Here is a 15,780-nt window from a genome sequence, read left to right as displayed (position 1 = left end):
AGCGTTTGGCGTGCAAACAAAGCGCTGCTTGGTTCGAGCAGCGCTAAAAAAATCCAAAATTATCGAGTCAAGAACCGCTCTGCCAATCGAACCCAGTAAGACGAGCCGACAGACAACAAATCGTCATTGAAATCGTAACTGGCGTTATGCAACATGCAGGGACCGGCACCATGTCCATGATCCCGATGACCGCCGTTGCCATTCCCGAGAAACGCGTAACATCCGGGTTTCTCGAGCAACATGAACGAAAAGTCCTCCGCGCCCATTGTCGGTTCGACTGAGGCGTTCACCTTATCCTTGCCTACAACTGCAGTCATCACTTCCGCCGCAAACTTCGTCTGCTCAGCGTCGTTGATCGTCGGTGGATAATTTCGATGAAAATGCAGTTCCGCCTCGCAATCGTAAGCCGATGCCGTCGCTTCAACGATCTTGCGCATACGTTCTTCGATAACGTCTAAAGTCTCGACCGTGAACGTGCGCACCGTACCACCTAACCATGCCTCATCCGGCACGACATTGACCGCGTCGCCAGCATGAATCTGGGTGATTGAAAGCACGGCGGTATCGATAGGCTTCTTGTTTCGAGTAATGATGCCCTGCAACCCATTAGCGATCTGCACGGCGGTGAACACCGGATCGCGCCCGTTATGAGGCATTGCCGCATGCGAGCCGATGCCGCGAATCGTGATTCGAAACTCATTGCTCGACGCCATGATTGGTCCGGAAACCACGCCGAAGTGCCCCGCTGGCATTCCCGGCCAGTTGTGAATCCCAAAGACGGCATCGACAGGGAAACGCTTGAACAAGCCGTCTTCGATCATTGCACGCGCGCCTGCGCCACCTTCCTCGGCCGGCTGAAAGATGAAAACAATCGTGCCGTTAAAGTTGCCATGCTCCGCCAAATGTTTTGCCGCGCCGAGCAGCATGGCAGTGTGCCCGTCGTGACCGCATGCGTGCATGCGGCCGGGGTGGGTCGATCGATGTTCGAAGGTGTTGATTTCCTGAATGGGCAGTGCGTCCATATCGGCGCGTAGTCCGATCGACCCGTTGCCGGAGCCACGCTTGAGCACGCCGACGACGCCCGTCTTTCCCAGCCCACGATGCACAGTAATGCCCCATTGCTCGAGGCTTTCCACGACAAGCTTGCTCGTCCCCGTCTCTTCGTAACGCAGCTCCGGGTGAGCGTGAATTGTTCGTCGGAGAGCTTTGATTTCTTCGTGTGATGCTTCGATTTCGGGGATCAGATTCATTTTGGAACCGTTCTCACGTTTGAATTCGGACGTTGCGCATTGACACTGCGTCGGTCCTTGCATTCTACGCCGTCATTATTTGATGATTTGAACGGTCGTTCCCACGGCGACCATAATAAAATCGACTCCATCTGACGCTTTTCATCTGGTAATCCCGGACCCATGCCATGAACGCTCCAACCGAGTTCGCCCGAGCCGTCTGCCCACATGACTGTCCCGATACCTGCGCAATGCGCGTCACGGTCAAGGACGGCAAAGCGGTAAAGGTCAGCGGCGATCCGGATCATCCGCCGACGCAGGGCGTGCTCTGCACAAAGGTGACGCGCTATGCCGAGCGCACGCATCATAAAGACCGGCTGCTCACGCCGTTGCGCCGCGTCGGCCGGAAAGGCGAAGGGCGCTTCGAAGCGATCAGCTGGAACGACGCGCTCACCTTGGCTGCCAACAAGCTGAAGTCGATTGCACAGCGCGCGCCCGAAGCAATTCTCCCGTACAGCTATGCCGGCACGATGGGACTGGTACAAGGCGAGAGCATTGCGGCGCGTTTTTTCAATGTGCTCGGCGCGTCGCGGCTGGATCGGACGATCTGCGCCGCCGCCGGGACTGCCGGCTTGCGCTACACATACGGCGCGAGTCTCGGCATGCACACCGAGTTTTTCGAAGAAAGCGAGATCATCCTGATCTGGGGAGCGAATCCGATCGCGTCGAGCCTGCATTTCTGGACGCGTGCGCAGGAAGCAAAGCGGCGCGGCGCCAAGTTGATCGCGATCGATCCGTATCGGTCGCTGACGGCGGAAAAGTGTCATCAACATATCGCGTTGCGGCCCGGAACGGATGCCGCGCTCGCGCTCGGCATGATCGACGTTTTGATTCGCGAGGATCTCATCGACCGTGAATATGTCGATGCTCACACGCTCGGCTTCGAAGAACTCAAGGCGCGCGCGGCGCAGTTTCCGCCTTCGCGCGTGGCGTCGATATGCGGTCTTGACGAGAAGACGGTGATCGATCTCGCGCGTGCATTCGGTTCTACCAGGAAGGCGTCGATTCGCCTGAATTACGGTATGCAGCGCGTGCGCGGCGGCGGCAATGCGGTCCGCGCCATTGCCTGTCTGCCGTCGCTCACGGGCGCATGGCGTGAGCGCGCGGGCGGAATGCTGCTGTCGTCGTCGGGTTGGACTCCGGTCGATGGAAACGCGCTCGAACGTCCGAACCTGTCGCCCGGCTGGCCGTCGGAACTGCCGCGCATCGTCAATATGAACGCTATCGGCGACGCGCTGCTGAACCTCGGAGACGACGCGTTCGGCCCGAAGATCGAAGCGCTGATCGTCTATAACTCGAACCCGGTGGCCGTGGCGCCCGACTCCGCAAAAGTCGCCGCGGGCTTTGCGCGTGACGATCTGTTCACCATTGTTCTCGAACACTTTCAGACCGATACGGCTGACTATGCCGATCTGATTTTCCCGGCGACGACACAGCTCGAACACTTGGACGTCCATAAGTCTTACGGGCATACGCATGTGATGGCCAACTTGCCGGCCATTCAACCGGTCGGCGAAGCGCGCACGAATACAGACATCTTTCGCGGTCTCGCGCGCGCCATGGGCCTCACCGAACCGGCACTTTTCGAGACCGACGAACAGATTGCATCGAAAGCCTTTCGCTGGGCCGATGCGACGCTCGAAGGTCAGGACTGGAACGCGCTCAAAGAGACGGGTTGGCTGAAACTCAAACTTGCCGATGCGCCCTTGGCTCAAGGCGCCTTTCGCACGCCTTCGGGCAAGTGCGAGTTTTATAGCGAACGTCTGAAAAACGAAGGACTCGATCCGCTGCCCGATTATCTGCCGCCGTACGAATCGACGGACGGCTCGCCCGAACTCGCGGCGCGCTATCCGCTTGCGATGATCTCGCCGCCCGCGCGCAATTTCCTGAACAGCAGTTTCGTGAACGTCGAGAGTCTGCGCGCGACCGAAGGCCAGCCGCATCTCGATATCCATCCTGCCGATGCCGAACTCCGCGGTATCGAAGACGGCGTGCTGGTTCGCATCTTCAACGATCGCGGCTCGATGCAAGCGCGCGCCCGTGTAACCGAACGCGCAAAGGAGGGCGTCGTGGTCGGGTTGTCGATCTGGTGGAAGAAGTTGTCCCCCGATGGCCGTAACGCCAATCAGGTAACGAGCCAGGCATTGACCGATCTGGGGGGATCGGCGACGTTTTACGACTGCCTGGTTGAAGTGGAGTCAATGCATTGAGTCGTAATGAAAGAGCAGGCCGGAACGAGTCTGGAAGGCGGCGTCTAACCCAATTGTCGGAAGCGAGGCAAGCAGCTAGCATCTCGTTTTCGCACGATCATTCTAAATTCCAATAAGAAGGAGACGCCGCATGGAAAAACCATGGTTGAAGTCCTACCCGGACGGCGTACCGGCTGAAATCGACGTTTCCGCGTACCGGTCGGTTTCCCAGTTGCTCGAAGACAGTTTCCGCAAGAACCGCGACCGCCGTGCGTTCGTCTGCATGGGCAAGTCGATTACCTACGGCGAACTCGACGACATGTCGAAAAAGCTCGCGGCATGGTTTCAGACGAAGGGTCTCAAGCCCGGCGCGCGCGTCGCGTTGATGATGCCCAACGTGTTGCAATATCCGATCGCGATTGCGGCGGTTCTGCGCGCGGGTTATATCGTCGTCAACGTCAATCCGCTTTACACACCGCGTGAGCTCGAACATCAGTTGAAGGACAGCGGCGCGGAAGCCATCGTCTTGCTCGAGAATTTCGCGCATACGCTGCAAGCCGTGGTGAAGAACACGGCCATCAAACACGTGGTTGTCGCCGCGCTCGGCGACCTCATGGGTTTGAAAGGGCTCGTCGTCAATCTGGTCGTGCGGCGCGTGAAGAAGCTCGTGCCCGAGTGGAGTCTGCGCGGACGGGTTCGCTTCAATGACGCGCTCAGCGAAGGTGGACGCGCCACGTTTCATAGCGTCGAACAAAGTCCCGATGACGTCGCGTTCCTGCAATACACGGGCGGCACGACGGGCGTTGCCAAGGGCGCGACGCTTTTGCATCGCAACCTGATCGCGAACGTGTTGCAATCCGAAGTCTGGCTGGATCCGGCACGCAAGCGCCGGCCCGATATCGACCAGTTCATCTGCGTGGTCGCGTTGCCGCTTTATCACATCTTCGCGCTGACGGTGTGCGGCATGCTGACGATCCGCACCGGCGGACTCGGCGTGCTGATTCCGAATCCACGCGATATCGCGGGGACGATCAAGGAACTGAAGGGCATACAGATCAATACGTTTCCGGCCGTCAACACGCTCTATAACGCGCTGTTGAATCATCCCGATTTCGACCAGTTGGATTTCTCCAAGCTCATCGCGGCGAATGGCGGCGGCATGGCGGTGCAGGAAGCCGTCGCCAAACGCTGGTTCGCGAAGACGGGCGTGCCGATCGTCGAAGGCTACGGGTTGTCCGAAACGTCACCCTGTGTGACCTGCAATCCGGTCACGGCGATGGAATATACGGGGACGATCGGCTTGCCGTTGCCATCGACGGAAATCGTCATTCGCGACGACGACAACAACGACGTTCCGTTCGGTCAGCCCGGCGAAATCTGCATTCGCGGTCCGCAAGTCATGGCGGGCTACTGGAACCGCCCGGACGAAACCGCGAAGGTGATGACGCCCGACGGCTTCTTTCGCTCGGGCGACGTGGGCGTCTTCGATGATCGCGGTTACGTGAAAATCGTCGATCGCAAGAAGGACATGATTCTCGTGTCCGGCTTCAATGTTTATCCGAACGAGATCGAGGACGTGGTCGCCATGCTGCCCGGCGTGTTCGAAGTGGCCGCAGTCGGCGTGAAGGATCAGAACTCGGGCGAAGCGGTGAAGCTCTTTATCGTGCGCCGTGATCAGAGCCTGACCGAAGCGGATGTCGTGGCGTTCTGCAAAGAGCGGCTGACGGGGTACAAGCGGCCGCGCATCATCGAATTTCGCAACGACCTGCCGAAGAGCAATGTCGGCAAGATCTTGCGGCGCGAATTGCGCGACGGCACGGCCTGAAGAATCGATTTGGCAAATGGAAAAGCCTTCGTGTCGAAAGACCGAAGGCTTTTTTCTTTGCATCGCATGGAAGCGGTTATGCCCGACGCGCCATGCCATATAAAAAAGGCGCCCAAAGGCGCCTTTCAAGAGATACCGCTATGTTAAGACTTGTTAGAACTTGTGGCGAATACCGACCAGCGCCGCGACCTGGTTCGACGTCGACGACGGCGACAGACCGTTGATGCTTGCAACCGCTGCGCGTTGCGTCGAATCCGTACCCGTTGCGTGCTGGTACACACCGTCGATATACACGTCCGTGCGCTTGGACAGGAAGTAGTCCGCGCCGAGCATGCCTTGGTGGTACTTGGCGTCGGCCAGGCCGTAGCCCTTCGTGTAGTCGTAAGCGACGCCGAGCAGCAGAGCCGGGGTCAACTGATACTTGAAGTTGAGTTCGGCGTTGTGGAACTTGCCCGAACCGCCCGTGTAAGCAGCCGGGTTGAGGCCGGCGCCGGCTTCGCGGCCGACATCCTTGAACTGCGTATTGCTGTACGTCGCGCCGACCGTTGCCGCGCCGAACGTATAAGCACCGCCCGCCGAGATCACTTGTTGCGTGTGAGCCGATGCGAAGCCCGAGATCACGCGGCTGTTCGGGAAGTTCGAAGCCGTACCGGCGGTTGCGGCCGTGCGCGAGGTCGTGTTGTTGCCGAAGAACGAATAGTTCGGGTCCTTGACGTTCAAGTACGCAGCGCCCAATTGCAACGGGCCTTGCGAGTAGCCGAGGCCAGCCGACCAGATCTGGTTGCGATTGAACTGACCTGCGTTGCCGCCCAGGCTGTACAAGCCGCCGAACGTGAAGCCGGCGTAGTTGGCGCTCGTGAACTTGACCGAATTGTTGACGCGCAACGAGTTGTTCATGTTGTCGAGGTCGCCCGGGTGCGCACCGAAGTACGTCGCCCACTGGCTGCCGACTTCGAACGCGCCGGTGAAGTCAACCACGGAGTCGTACTGACGACCCAACGTGACCGTGCCGTACTGCGCCGTCGACAGACCGACGTAAGCCTGACGGCCGAACTCGTCGCCGCCTTGACCCAGCGCGCCGTTGAACACGTTGAAGCCGTTTTCCAACACGAAGAGGGCCTTCAGACCGCCGCCGAGATCTTCCGTACCACGCAGGCCCCAACGGCTGCCCTGCACGTTGCCGCTGTTCAACGCATACAACTTCTGACCAGCGCTATTGTTCGAGTACAGGAAGCCAGCGTCGATGATGCCGTACAGCGTCACGCTGCTTTGCGCGTGGGCGGCGCCAGCGAAGGTGCCCAAAGCGGCCAAAGCGAGAAGCGACTTTTTCATTGAATAGATCTCCAAGGAGTGTTTGCGACTTTTGAGCAAGGTCACTGTTCTAGCGCCAGTGTGTTGACGTCCCTGCCGGGCACTTCTGAATGAAGTTGAGACGTAATGTAACAAAGAGGTCTTGGGCGACAAAGGAAAAGGGGCCGGTCTGCGCACCTCGTGTGACGTTTTTGCAACATGCGCTAAAATCTTGGTTTTGCAGGAATTTTATGACTCGCGTTTGCCCTAATTCAAAATTTGATTAGTTCAAAAAGCCTGCTTTGGATATTTCTTGCCAGAGAATATGGCTTGCTGAAAGAAGGCGAAGAGCATCGAATTCCGCGCAACGAGATGAGGGAGAAAAAAACCATGACGCTAGACGAAGTCATCAGCGAATTCGACCGCGGCCTGCGTTCCATGGCGGGTATCAGCCGCATGTCGCGGCCGGTTCCGGAGCCGAACGCGCTCGGTCAGTCGGAGATGAGCCTTCCGGGCATCGACGAACCCGCGCTCGACGAGAAGGAGCGGTCGCACGCCGCTGGTCTGATGCGCGTGAACCATGTCGGCGAAGTCTGCGCGCAGGCACTTTATCAGGCCCAGAAGCTGGCGACCAATAGCCCGCAGCTGAAGGCGAGCTTCGAACACGCCGCGCGCGAGGAAGAAGACCATCTCGCGTGGACGTCCAAGCGCCTTCGCGATCTCGATTCGCGCCCGAGCCTGCTCAATCCGTTGTGGTACGCAGGCGCACTAGCCATCGGCTTTGCAGCCGGACGCCTCGGCGATCGCGCGAGCCTGGGTTTCATGGCTGAAACCGAGCGTCAGGTGGAGCAACATCTCGATGGCCACATGAAGACGCTGCCGCAAAACGATCACGCGTCGCGCGCGATCGTCGAGCAGATGCGGCAGGACGAAGCCGCACATGCCGCCGCGGCTATCGGAGCGGGCGGTGGTGAGGTTCCGTTCCCCGTGCGAGCGTTGATGCGCGCAGCATCGAAGATCATGACCCGCACCGCTTACTATATTTAGACGGCAGTCTTATGGTCGATGGCCTGCTCCATCGACCAAATTACCGTTTGCGCGTGCGCGGAGGCGGCATATCCACCTATAAGAACGGTTACATTTCATTCATTTTGTCGGTCAAATTCACGTAACACTTTCACATCGTCCACTAGCTCTATAATTTATAACGCTTTTCTACTTTGTGCTACTTTAAGCTCCTGCGCTAAGTCCTTGTTCTAACGGGCAAAAACTACTCGAAAAAAAGTTTCGCGTCTTGACCGAGGAAATGCCTTCCACTAAAGTGGGAGACAGTGTCAGAAAGTGGTCTTTTGTGTGAGTTCGGAGTCACTTTAAGGCTACTTCGCAAAAAGACGGGCGCCAACGGGGGCGTCAGCACAGGGAGAAGGGCGAGTGTTCCAGGGAGCGTCGGCGCTGACGCTCGATGCGAAAGGACGGATGTCGGTTCCGTCTCGCTATCGGGAAGCGCTGCAAGGGCAGGCAGAAGGCCGGGTGACGCTCACAAAGAGCCCGGATGGATGCCTGTTGCTGTTTCCTCGCCCGGAGTGGGAAGTCTTTCGCGCCAAAGTCGCCGCGCTTCCCATGGAAGCCATGTGGTGGCGGCGCATCTTTCTCGGCAACGCAATGGATGTGGAAATGGACGGCGCCGGCCGCGTATTGGTCTCGCCCGAACTGCGCTCTGCCGCATCGCTTGAAAAAGAAGTGACCCTGCTCGGCATGGGCGTGCACTTCGAATTATGGGACTCCCAGACCTATGCGGCGAAGGAAGCCGCGGCGATGGCGCAGGGCATGCCCGACGCGCTGAAGAATTTCACTTTCTGACGCGGCGCTAAAAACATGGCACCTGCGATGAGAAATGAACTGCAGCATCGCACGGTGCTGCTAAACGAAGCAATTGACGGGCTGATCACGCGCGCGGACGGCATCTATATAGATGGCACTTTCGGGCGCGGCGGACATAGCCGGGGCATTCTGGATCGGCTGGGCGAAGCGGGGCGGCTCGTCGCCTTCGACAAAGACCCGCTCGCAATCGCCACGGCGCAACAGATACAAGACTCACGCTTTTCGATCGTGCATGACAGTTTCGCTGCCCTGCGCGATACGGCGAGCGAGCGTGGGATGGGGCGAGTGTCGGGCGTGTTGCTGGACCTGGGCGTGTCGTCGCCACAAGTGGACGACCCGGAGCGCGGCTTCAGTTTTCGCGCGCAAGGTCCGCTCGACATGCGCATGGACCCGACTCGAGGGGAGTCGGCGGCAGGGTGGCTCGCGCGGGCAACGGTGCAGGAACTCACGGAGGTGATCAGAGATTATGGGGAAGAACGGTTTGCTTTTCAGATTGCAAAGGCGCTTGTTGCTCGCAGGGCAGAGTCCGAGCGTCTTGGGCCTCTCGACAGCACGAGCGAGCTTGCCGAAATCGTGGGTCACGTCGTCAAAACCCGTGAGAAGGGCAAGGACCCGGCAACTCGCACCTTTCAAGCTATACGGATTCACGTCAATCAAGAGCTTGCGGAGTTGCAAGTAGTACTTGAGTCGGCACTTTCGTTGTTGGAGCAAGGGGGGCGGCTGGTCGTGATCAGCTTTCATTCGCTCGAAGACCGGATCGTCAAGCGTTTCATGCAGGCGCATGCCAGCGCGCCCGCCGTGGACCGTCGCTTGCCGATCCGCGCGGTCGATCTTCCCAGCCCGCCGTTGCGGGTCGTGGGCCGCGTGTTTCCGAGCGACGCTGAAGTCGCCGCCAACCCGCGCGCCCGGTCCGCGGTCATGCGTATCGCGGAGCGGATCGCGCCATGAATCGCCTCAACATCTTCCTGTTGATCGTCGTGCTCGGGTGCGCGTTGTCGGTCGTCAGCGCCACCAACAAGCAGCGGCAAGTGTTCATCGAATTGCAAAGAGCGCAGTCGCAAGAGCGTCAGTTGCAGCAGGATTATGCGCAGTTTCAGTATCAGCAGAGCGCGTTGTCGAAGACCTCGCGCATCGAGCAATTGGCTACTAACTCGTTGAAGATGCAGCCCGTCACTACCGGCCGCACGCAATACCTGACCTACGACCCGGCGACCTTCAAGGCCGCCGACGCGCCCATGCCGCCGCCGCTGCCCGCGTCGGCGCCGCCCGCACGCGGAGCCAAACGATGAAAAAATCCGCGAAACAAAAGGACGTCGCCTACACGCCGAATCCGATCCTCGCCGTGCGTCTGCCCATGTGGCGCTCGAAGCTGGTCGTGTTCATGTTGTTCATGGCGTTCGTCGCGCTCGCCGGGCGGGCATTCTGGATCCAGGGTCCAGGCAACGCGTTCTTCAAGAAGCAAGGCGAAAGCCGCTATCAACGCACGCTGGAAATGCCCGCCACGCGCGGCCAGATTCGCGACCGTAACGGTCTCGTGCTCGCCACGAGTTTGCCGGTGAAGGCCATCTGGGCGATTCCCGAAGCCGTGCCGAACGACCTCGGCGCGGACAAGCTCGCGCAACTCGCAAAGTTGCTCGACATGACGCAGAAAGATCTGCGCGCGAAACTCTCGATGGACAAGACCTTCGTCTACGTGAAGCGTCAGGTGCCGCTCGAAGTCGCGCAAAAGGTCGCGGAGCTCGACGTTCCCGGCATCTATTCGCGCGGCGAATACAAGCGCTTCTATCCGGAAGGCGAAATCACTGCGCATCTGATCGGCTTTACTAATATTGAAGACAAGGGACAAGAAGGCGTCGAACTCGGCGACCAAGGTGTCCTCGCGGGTACGCCTGGCATGCGTCGCGTCATCAAGGACCGCATGGGTCATATCGTCGAGGATGTCGACGAGCAGGTCGTGCCGCATAATGGTACGGACGTCGAACTCTCGATCGACAGCAAGATTCAGTACATCGCGTACACGAATCTGAAGGCTGCGGTCGAGAAGTCGAAGGCGAAGGCTGGCGCTGCAATTGTGATCGACACCAAAACGGGCGAAGTACTCGCGCTCGTCAACTATCCCACGTACAACCCGAACGACCGCACGCGCATGACTGGCGAGCAGTTGCGCAACCGCATTCTCACGGACACTTTCGAGCCAGGCTCGATCATGAAGCCGTTCACCGTTTCGCTCGCGTTGGATTTGCATCGCGTGACGCCGAATACGCTCGTCGAAACGGGTGGCGGCACGTTCGTGCTGGACGGCGCGCGCATCACGGACGATTCAGGTTTCGGCACGCTCACTGTCGGTGGAGTGATTCAGAAATCGAGCAATATCGGCGCGACCAAAATTGCGATGCAATTGCGCGCCGAAGAAATGTGGAACATGTACACGAGCCTCGGTCTCGGTCAGGCGCCGAAGGTTGGTTTCCCTGGCGCGGTGACGGGACGGTTGAGGCCGTGGAAGAGCTGGCGGCGCATCGAGCAGGCAACCATGTCTTATGGCTACGGCTTGTCTGCTTCGCTGTTTCAGCTAGCACGCGCTTATACCGCGATTGCGCACGACGGTCAGGTCATGCCGGTGTCCATTTTCCGCACGCCGGGCGATCAACCGGCACAGGGTCAGCAAGTGTTTTCGCCAACCACCGCGCGTGAAGTGCGCGCCATGCTCGAAACCGTGGTGTCGAAGGGCGGCACGTCGCCGGATGCAGCGGTGCCGGGCTATCGCGTCGGCGGCAAGAGCGGCACCGCGTACAAGCATGCGGGTCGCGGTTACGACCATTCGAAGTATCGCGCGTCGTTCGTCGGCATGGCGCCAATGCCGAATCCGCGCATCGTCGTGGCCGTATCGGTCGATGAACCGACGGCGGGCAGTCACTTCGGCGGCCAGGTTTCGGGTCCCGTTTTCTCGGCCATCGCCGGCGACACGCTGCGTGCGCTCAATGTGCCGCCCGACATGCCGGTCAAGCAAATGGTCGTGACCGACGATTCGAACTCCGCAACGCAAGCGCCGGCGAAGCAGCCCGCGAACAACGCCAACAACGCAATAGCCGCGAAGAAATACGCAGTGTCGAGCAATACGAAGACGCATCCGGGAGTCGTGCGATGAGCGCGCAGGCCCGCCAGATATCGAACGCGGTCGAATGGCTGCGCGCACATGCGCAACCCTCGGCGAACCTGCATGCCGACACGCGCTCACTCAAGAGCGGCGACGTGTTTCTGGCCTATGCCGTCGATGGCGCGGACAACCGTTCTTATCTGAATGCCGCGCTCGCAGCGGGCGCGGTGGCGGCGCTGTATCAGCCGGAAAACTTCACGGGCAAGGCGGATGCGTCGAAGACGCTCGCCGTCGCAAAACTCAACGAACTCGCCGGCCCGATTGCCGCTGCATGGTACGGCGAGCCGACCGCGTCGATGCTCACCGTTGGCGTGACGGGCACCAATGGCAAGACTTCGTGCAGTCAGTGGATTGCCACCGCGCTCACCGCGCTTGGCCGGCCGTGCGCAATCGTCGGCACGTTGGGTATCGGCATGCCGGGCAAGCTCGTTCATACCGGCTTCACCACGCCCGACGCGGCACAGCTTCAGCGCAATCTCGCGCAACTCAAGACGCAGGGCGCGGAGGGCGTGGCGATGGAAGTCTCGTCGCATGCGCTGCATCAAGGCCGCGTGAACGGCACGGATTTCGACCTCGCCATCTTCACGAACCTCACGCAGGATCATCTCGACTATCACGGCACTTTCGACGCATACGAAGCCGCCAAGGCGCGTCTTTTCGCGTGGCCCACGCTCAAGACCGCAATCGTCAATCGCGACGACGCGGCGGGACAACGTTTGATCGAATCGCTGCGCGGCAAGGTGCGCACGATTGCATACGGCGTCGATATTCCCGTGAACGCCGTGCCAAGCGCCGATGCGCTTTTGCTCGCGACCAACGTGCGCGCCACCGCAACGGGCACCGCGTTTCATCTTTCGTCGGACTGGGGCGAAGCCGACGTGGAAGTCGGCACGCTCGGCGCCTTCAACGTCAGTAATCTGCTTTCCGTGCTCGGCGTGCTGCTCGAAGTCGGCGTGCCGTTCGACACCGCGCTTGCACGCATCGCGAAACTCGAATCGGTGAACGGCCGCATGGAGCGGCTCGGCGGACGGCCGCAAAGCGATGAGCCGCTCGTCGTGATCGACTACGCGCATACGCCCGACGCGCTCGACAAGACACTCGCCGCCTTGCGTCCAATCGCGACTGCGCGCGGCGGCGAACTCGTCTGCATGTTCGGATGCGGCGGCGACCGCGACGCGACCAAACGCCCGCTCATGGGCGCGATTGCCGAGCGCCTTGCCGATCAGATCGTCATCACGAGCGACAACCCGCGCAGCGAAGACCCGCAAGCGATCATCGACCAGATCGCGGGCGGCATGAAGGACGCCAGGAAAGCGCGCCGTATCGAAGATCGCGCGAGCGCGATCTTGCAGGCGATTCGCGCGGCGGCGCGCGAAGACGTCGTCGTGCTGGCCGGAAAGGGCCACGAAGCCACGCAGGAAATCATGGGCAAGAAACGCGCTTTCTCGGATCAGGACCACGCACGCCTCGCGCTTGCCGCACGTGCCACGCAGCAGCGCGGAGGTGGCGAATGACCATGTTCACCTTGCGCGAAGCCGCAGCGCTCATTCCCGGCGCCGTTTTGCAGGGCGATGAAAACCTCGCGATCGAACGCATCGTCACCGACAGCCGCGCGGTTCAGGCCGGCGATCTCTTCGTAGCGGTGAAGGGCGATCGTTTCGATGCGCACGACTTTCTCGATCAGGTTGCAAAGGGCGGTGCGTCGGCGGCGCTCGTTTCGCGCGAGCCATCATCCGGGAATGCCTGGCCGCTGCCAGTCATCAAGGTAAAGGACACGCGCATCGGGCTCGGTGCGTTGGCACACGGCTGGCGTGAGCGCTTTGCCATGCCGCTCGTCGCCGTTACCGGCAGCAACGGCAAGACCACGGTCAAGGAAATGATCTCGTCGATCTTCGCGGCCGCGGTCGGCGAAGATGCGCGGCTCGCCACGGCCGGCAACTTCAACAACGACATCGGTTTGCCGCTTACGTTGTTTCGCCTGAACGCGGCGCACAAACTCGCGGTCGTCGAACTCGGCATGAATCATCCCGGCGAAACGAGTGTGCTCGGCAAGATCGCCGCGCCGACCGTCGCCGTGGTGAACAACGCGCAACGCGAGCATCAGGAATTCATGGCAACGGTGGAAGCCGTCGCGCTCGAACATGCATCGGTCATTCACGCGCTCGGCGAAACCGGCACGGCCGTGTTTCCCGCCGACGATCACTACGCGAGCATCTGGCGCGTGGCCGCGACCGGCAATCCGATCATGGACTTCGCATTGAGCGAGGACGCAGCGAAGGCGGCCGTCACCGGCACGCTCGACGGCACGACGGTGCACGTTCGCTCGCCGCAAGGCGAGATCGACATCGCGCTTGCCGTGCTTGGCGATCACAACGCGCGCAACGCATTGGCCGCAACGGCGGCGGCACTGGCTGCAGGCGTATCGCTCGATGCCGTCAAGCGCGGTCTCGAAGCATTTCAGCCGGTCAAGGGACGTCTGCAAGTGAAGCGCGCGGTGCTTGGCGCGCTTTCCGGCGCCACCGTGATCGACGACACGTACAACTCCAACCCCGACTCCATGCGCGCGGCCATCGACGTGCTCGCATCGCAGGCATCGCCGCGCGTGCTCGTCATGGGCGACATGGGCGAAGTAGGCGAAGAAGGTCCAGCGTTCCATCGCGAAGTCGGCGCTTATGCGGCACAACGCGGAATCGACGCGCTCTTCGCGTTGGGCGACGCGAGCGTCGATTCCGTGAACGCATTCAACGCTGCGGCATCGAAGCAGGCCGGCGCGCATTTCAACGATGTCGCCGCCCTAATTCAAGCAGTGCAACAAGCCGGCTTCGGACCCGGCGCCACGTATCTCGCGAAAGGCTCGCGCTTCATGAAGATGGAGCGCGTGGTGGACGCCGTGACAAGTCCACAACCACCCGTCGCGGGCACCACGCCCGCGGCACACTGAACTGAAAGAGAAGGACCAGCATGCTACTCGCACTCGCGCAATGGCTCCAGAATGACGCCAGCTTCATGCGCGTGTTTACCTACATCACGTTCCGCGCAGTGGGCGCCACGGCGACGGCGCTCCTGATCGGGCTCGTCTGCGGTCCGTGGGTGATCCGCAAACTGACCGCGTTGAAAGTCGGTCAGGCCGTGCGCCGTGACGGCCCGCAATCACACCTCGTCAAGTCCGGCACGCCGACCATGGGCGGCGTGCTCATCCTCATTGGTATCGCCATTTCGACGCTGTTGTGGGCCGACCTCACCAACCGCTTCGTGTGGATCGTGATGCTCGTGACCTTCGGCTTCGGCGTGATCGGCTGGGTGGATGACTATCGCAAGGTCGTGTACAAGGACCCGCGCGGTATGTCGTCGCGCGAGAAGTATTTCTGGCAGTCGGTCATCGGTCTCTTCGCTGCGGTGTACCTCGCCTTCAGCGTGTCCGAAGCGAACAACGCGCGCGTGTTCGATCTCTTCATGGCGTGGGTGCGCAGCGGTCTTTCCATGGGTCTGCCAGCGCGTGCCGACTTGATGCTGCCGTTCATCAAGGCGATCAGCTATCCGCTCGGCGTATGGGGCTTCATCGCGCTGACGTACTTGGTGATCGTCGGCGCCAGCAACGCGGTGAATCTCACCGACGGCCTCGACGGCCTGGTCATCATGCCCGTGGTGCTGGTGGGCGCGTCGCTCGGCGCGTTCGCTTATGTCATGGGTAGCTCCGTGTATTCGAAGTACCTGCTGTTCCCGCATATTCCCGGCGCGGGCGAATTGCTGATCTTCTGTTCGGCCATGGGAGGCGCCGGTCTCGCTTTCCTCTGGTACAACACGCACCCGGCGCAAGTGTTCATGGGCGATGTCGGCGCGCTCGCGCTCGGCGGCGCGCTCGGCACCATTGCCGTGATCGTGCGTCAGGAGATCGTGCTGTTCATCATGGGCGGCATTTTCGTGGCCGAAACGCTTTCGGTCATGTTGCAAGTCTTCTGGTTCAAGTTCACGAAGCGCCGTTATGGCGAGGGCCGCCGCTTCTTCAAGATGGCGCCGCTGCATCACCATTACGAACTGTCCGGCTGGACCGAGACGCAAGTGGTGGTGCGCTTCTGGATCATCACGTTGATGCTGTGTCTGCTTGGTTTGTCGACGTTGAAGCTGCGTTGATTTCGCGGTGATTTTCGTGTC

General features: G+C 60.5%; 12 protein-coding genes. 10 read left to right on the top strand and 2 right to left on the bottom strand.

Translation table 11 applies throughout. The annotated features are described in order from the left end of the window. Positions 1-59: 59 nt before the first annotated feature. Positions 60-1,250: a M20 aminoacylase family protein gene (locus P9250_RS30505; protein ID WP_309962359.1), complete on the bottom strand. Its 1,191-nt coding sequence runs from the start codon at positions 1,248-1,250 to the stop codon at positions 60-62. Between the two features lie 167 nt (positions 1,251-1,417). On the opposite strand from P9250_RS30505, the gene P9250_RS30500 reads away from it, so the two are divergent. After that, complete coding sequence (locus P9250_RS30500) at positions 1,418-3,499, top strand: molybdopterin oxidoreductase family protein (protein ID WP_310396773.1); 2,082 nt, start codon at positions 1,418-1,420, stop codon at positions 3,497-3,499. Positions 3,500-3,629: 130 nt separating this feature from the next. Beyond that, a complete protein-coding gene (locus P9250_RS30495; protein ID WP_310396771.1) occupies positions 3,630-5,303 on the top strand; it encodes a long-chain fatty acid--CoA ligase in 1,674 nt (557 codons plus the stop codon). 153 nt (positions 5,304-5,456) lie between these two features. Here the strand turns inward: P9250_RS30495 and P9250_RS30490 are convergent, their stop codons facing one another. Beyond that, positions 5,457-6,635, bottom strand: a complete 1,179-nt coding sequence (locus tag P9250_RS30490; RefSeq protein WP_244826313.1) for a porin — start codon at positions 6,633-6,635, stop codon at positions 5,457-5,459. 348 nt (positions 6,636-6,983) lie between these two features. Between P9250_RS30490 and coq7 the strand changes: the two genes are divergently transcribed. The 8 genes from coq7 to mraY all read left to right on the top strand — a co-directional run bounded on the left by coq7 (position 6,984) and on the right by mraY (position 15,759). After that, complete coding sequence (coq7, locus tag P9250_RS30485) at positions 6,984-7,640, top strand: 2-polyprenyl-3-methyl-6-methoxy-1,4-benzoquinone monooxygenase (RefSeq protein ID WP_244826312.1); 657 nt, start codon at positions 6,984-6,986, stop codon at positions 7,638-7,640. Positions 7,641-8,024: 384 nt separating this feature from the next. After that, the gene (gene mraZ, locus P9250_RS30480; RefSeq protein WP_250465724.1) at positions 8,025-8,453 is read left to right on the top strand and encodes a division/cell wall cluster transcriptional repressor MraZ; all 429 of its coding nucleotides are present in this window, start codon (positions 8,025-8,027) and stop codon (positions 8,451-8,453) included. Between the two features lie 15 nt (positions 8,454-8,468). Then, on the top strand, positions 8,469-9,422 hold the full coding sequence (rsmH, locus tag P9250_RS30475; protein ID WP_309844478.1) for a 16S rRNA (cytosine(1402)-N(4))-methyltransferase RsmH: 954 nt from the start codon (positions 8,469-8,471) through the stop codon (positions 9,420-9,422). Further along, positions 9,419-9,763, top strand: coding sequence for a cell division protein FtsL (gene ftsL / locus P9250_RS30470; protein ID WP_250509509.1), 345 nt, complete (start codon positions 9,419-9,421; stop codon positions 9,761-9,763). The genes rsmH and ftsL overlap by 4 nt, the downstream gene beginning before the upstream one ends. Beyond that, complete coding sequence (locus P9250_RS30465) at positions 9,760-11,619, top strand: penicillin-binding protein 2 (protein WP_310396768.1); 1,860 nt, start codon at positions 9,760-9,762, stop codon at positions 11,617-11,619. The genes ftsL and P9250_RS30465 overlap by 4 nt, the downstream gene beginning before the upstream one ends. After that, positions 11,616-13,142, top strand: coding sequence for a UDP-N-acetylmuramoyl-L-alanyl-D-glutamate--2,6-diaminopimelate ligase (locus P9250_RS30460; protein WP_309962366.1), 1,527 nt, complete (start codon positions 11,616-11,618; stop codon positions 13,140-13,142). The genes P9250_RS30465 and P9250_RS30460 overlap by 4 nt, the downstream gene beginning before the upstream one ends. Then, complete coding sequence (murF, locus tag P9250_RS30455; protein ID WP_244826306.1) at positions 13,139-14,569, top strand: UDP-N-acetylmuramoyl-tripeptide--D-alanyl-D-alanine ligase; 1,431 nt, start codon at positions 13,139-13,141, stop codon at positions 14,567-14,569. Before P9250_RS30460 ends, murF begins: the two co-directional genes overlap by 4 nt. 20 nt (positions 14,570-14,589) lie before the next feature. Further along, positions 14,590-15,759 (top strand): phospho-N-acetylmuramoyl-pentapeptide-transferase, encoded by a 1,170-nt coding sequence (mraY, locus tag P9250_RS30450; protein ID WP_250465716.1) that lies wholly within the window; start codon positions 14,590-14,592, stop codon positions 15,757-15,759. The last annotated feature ends 21 nt before the right edge of the window (positions 15,760-15,780 follow it).

This window comes from Caballeronia sp. LP006 (assembly GCF_031450995.1).
Taxonomy (GTDB): domain Bacteria; phylum Pseudomonadota; class Gammaproteobacteria; order Burkholderiales; family Burkholderiaceae; genus Caballeronia.
This window is presented reverse-complemented; position numbering and strand designations above follow the sequence as displayed.

What these genes read in the sequence shown, in the direction of transcription:
- P9250_RS30505 (WP_309962359.1), bottom strand. Translation starts at nt 1,250, where the DNA reads ATGAATCTGATCCCCGAAATCGAAGCATCACACGAAGAAATCAAAGCT.
- murF (WP_244826306.1), top strand. Translation starts at nt 13,139, where the DNA reads ATGACCATGTTCACCTTGCGCGAAGCCGCAGCGCTCATTCCCGGCGCC.
- P9250_RS30490 (WP_244826313.1), bottom strand. Translation starts at nt 6,635, where the DNA reads ATGAAAAAGTCGCTTCTCGCTTTGGCCGCTTTGGGCACCTTCGCTGGC.
- P9250_RS30460 (WP_309962366.1), top strand. Translation starts at nt 11,616, where the DNA reads ATGAGCGCGCAGGCCCGCCAGATATCGAACGCGGTCGAATGGCTGCGC.
- rsmH (WP_309844478.1), top strand. Translation starts at nt 8,469, where the DNA reads ATGGCACCTGCGATGAGAAATGAACTGCAGCATCGCACGGTGCTGCTA.
- P9250_RS30495 (WP_310396771.1), top strand. Translation starts at nt 3,630, where the DNA reads ATGGAAAAACCATGGTTGAAGTCCTACCCGGACGGCGTACCGGCTGAA.
- coq7 (WP_244826312.1), top strand. Translation starts at nt 6,984, where the DNA reads ATGACGCTAGACGAAGTCATCAGCGAATTCGACCGCGGCCTGCGTTCC.
- mraY (WP_250465716.1), top strand. Translation starts at nt 14,590, where the DNA reads ATGCTACTCGCACTCGCGCAATGGCTCCAGAATGACGCCAGCTTCATG.
- ftsL (WP_250509509.1), top strand. Translation starts at nt 9,419, where the DNA reads ATGAATCGCCTCAACATCTTCCTGTTGATCGTCGTGCTCGGGTGCGCG.
- P9250_RS30465 (WP_310396768.1), top strand. Translation starts at nt 9,760, where the DNA reads ATGAAAAAATCCGCGAAACAAAAGGACGTCGCCTACACGCCGAATCCG.
- P9250_RS30500 (WP_310396773.1), top strand. Translation starts at nt 1,418, where the DNA reads ATGAACGCTCCAACCGAGTTCGCCCGAGCCGTCTGCCCACATGACTGT.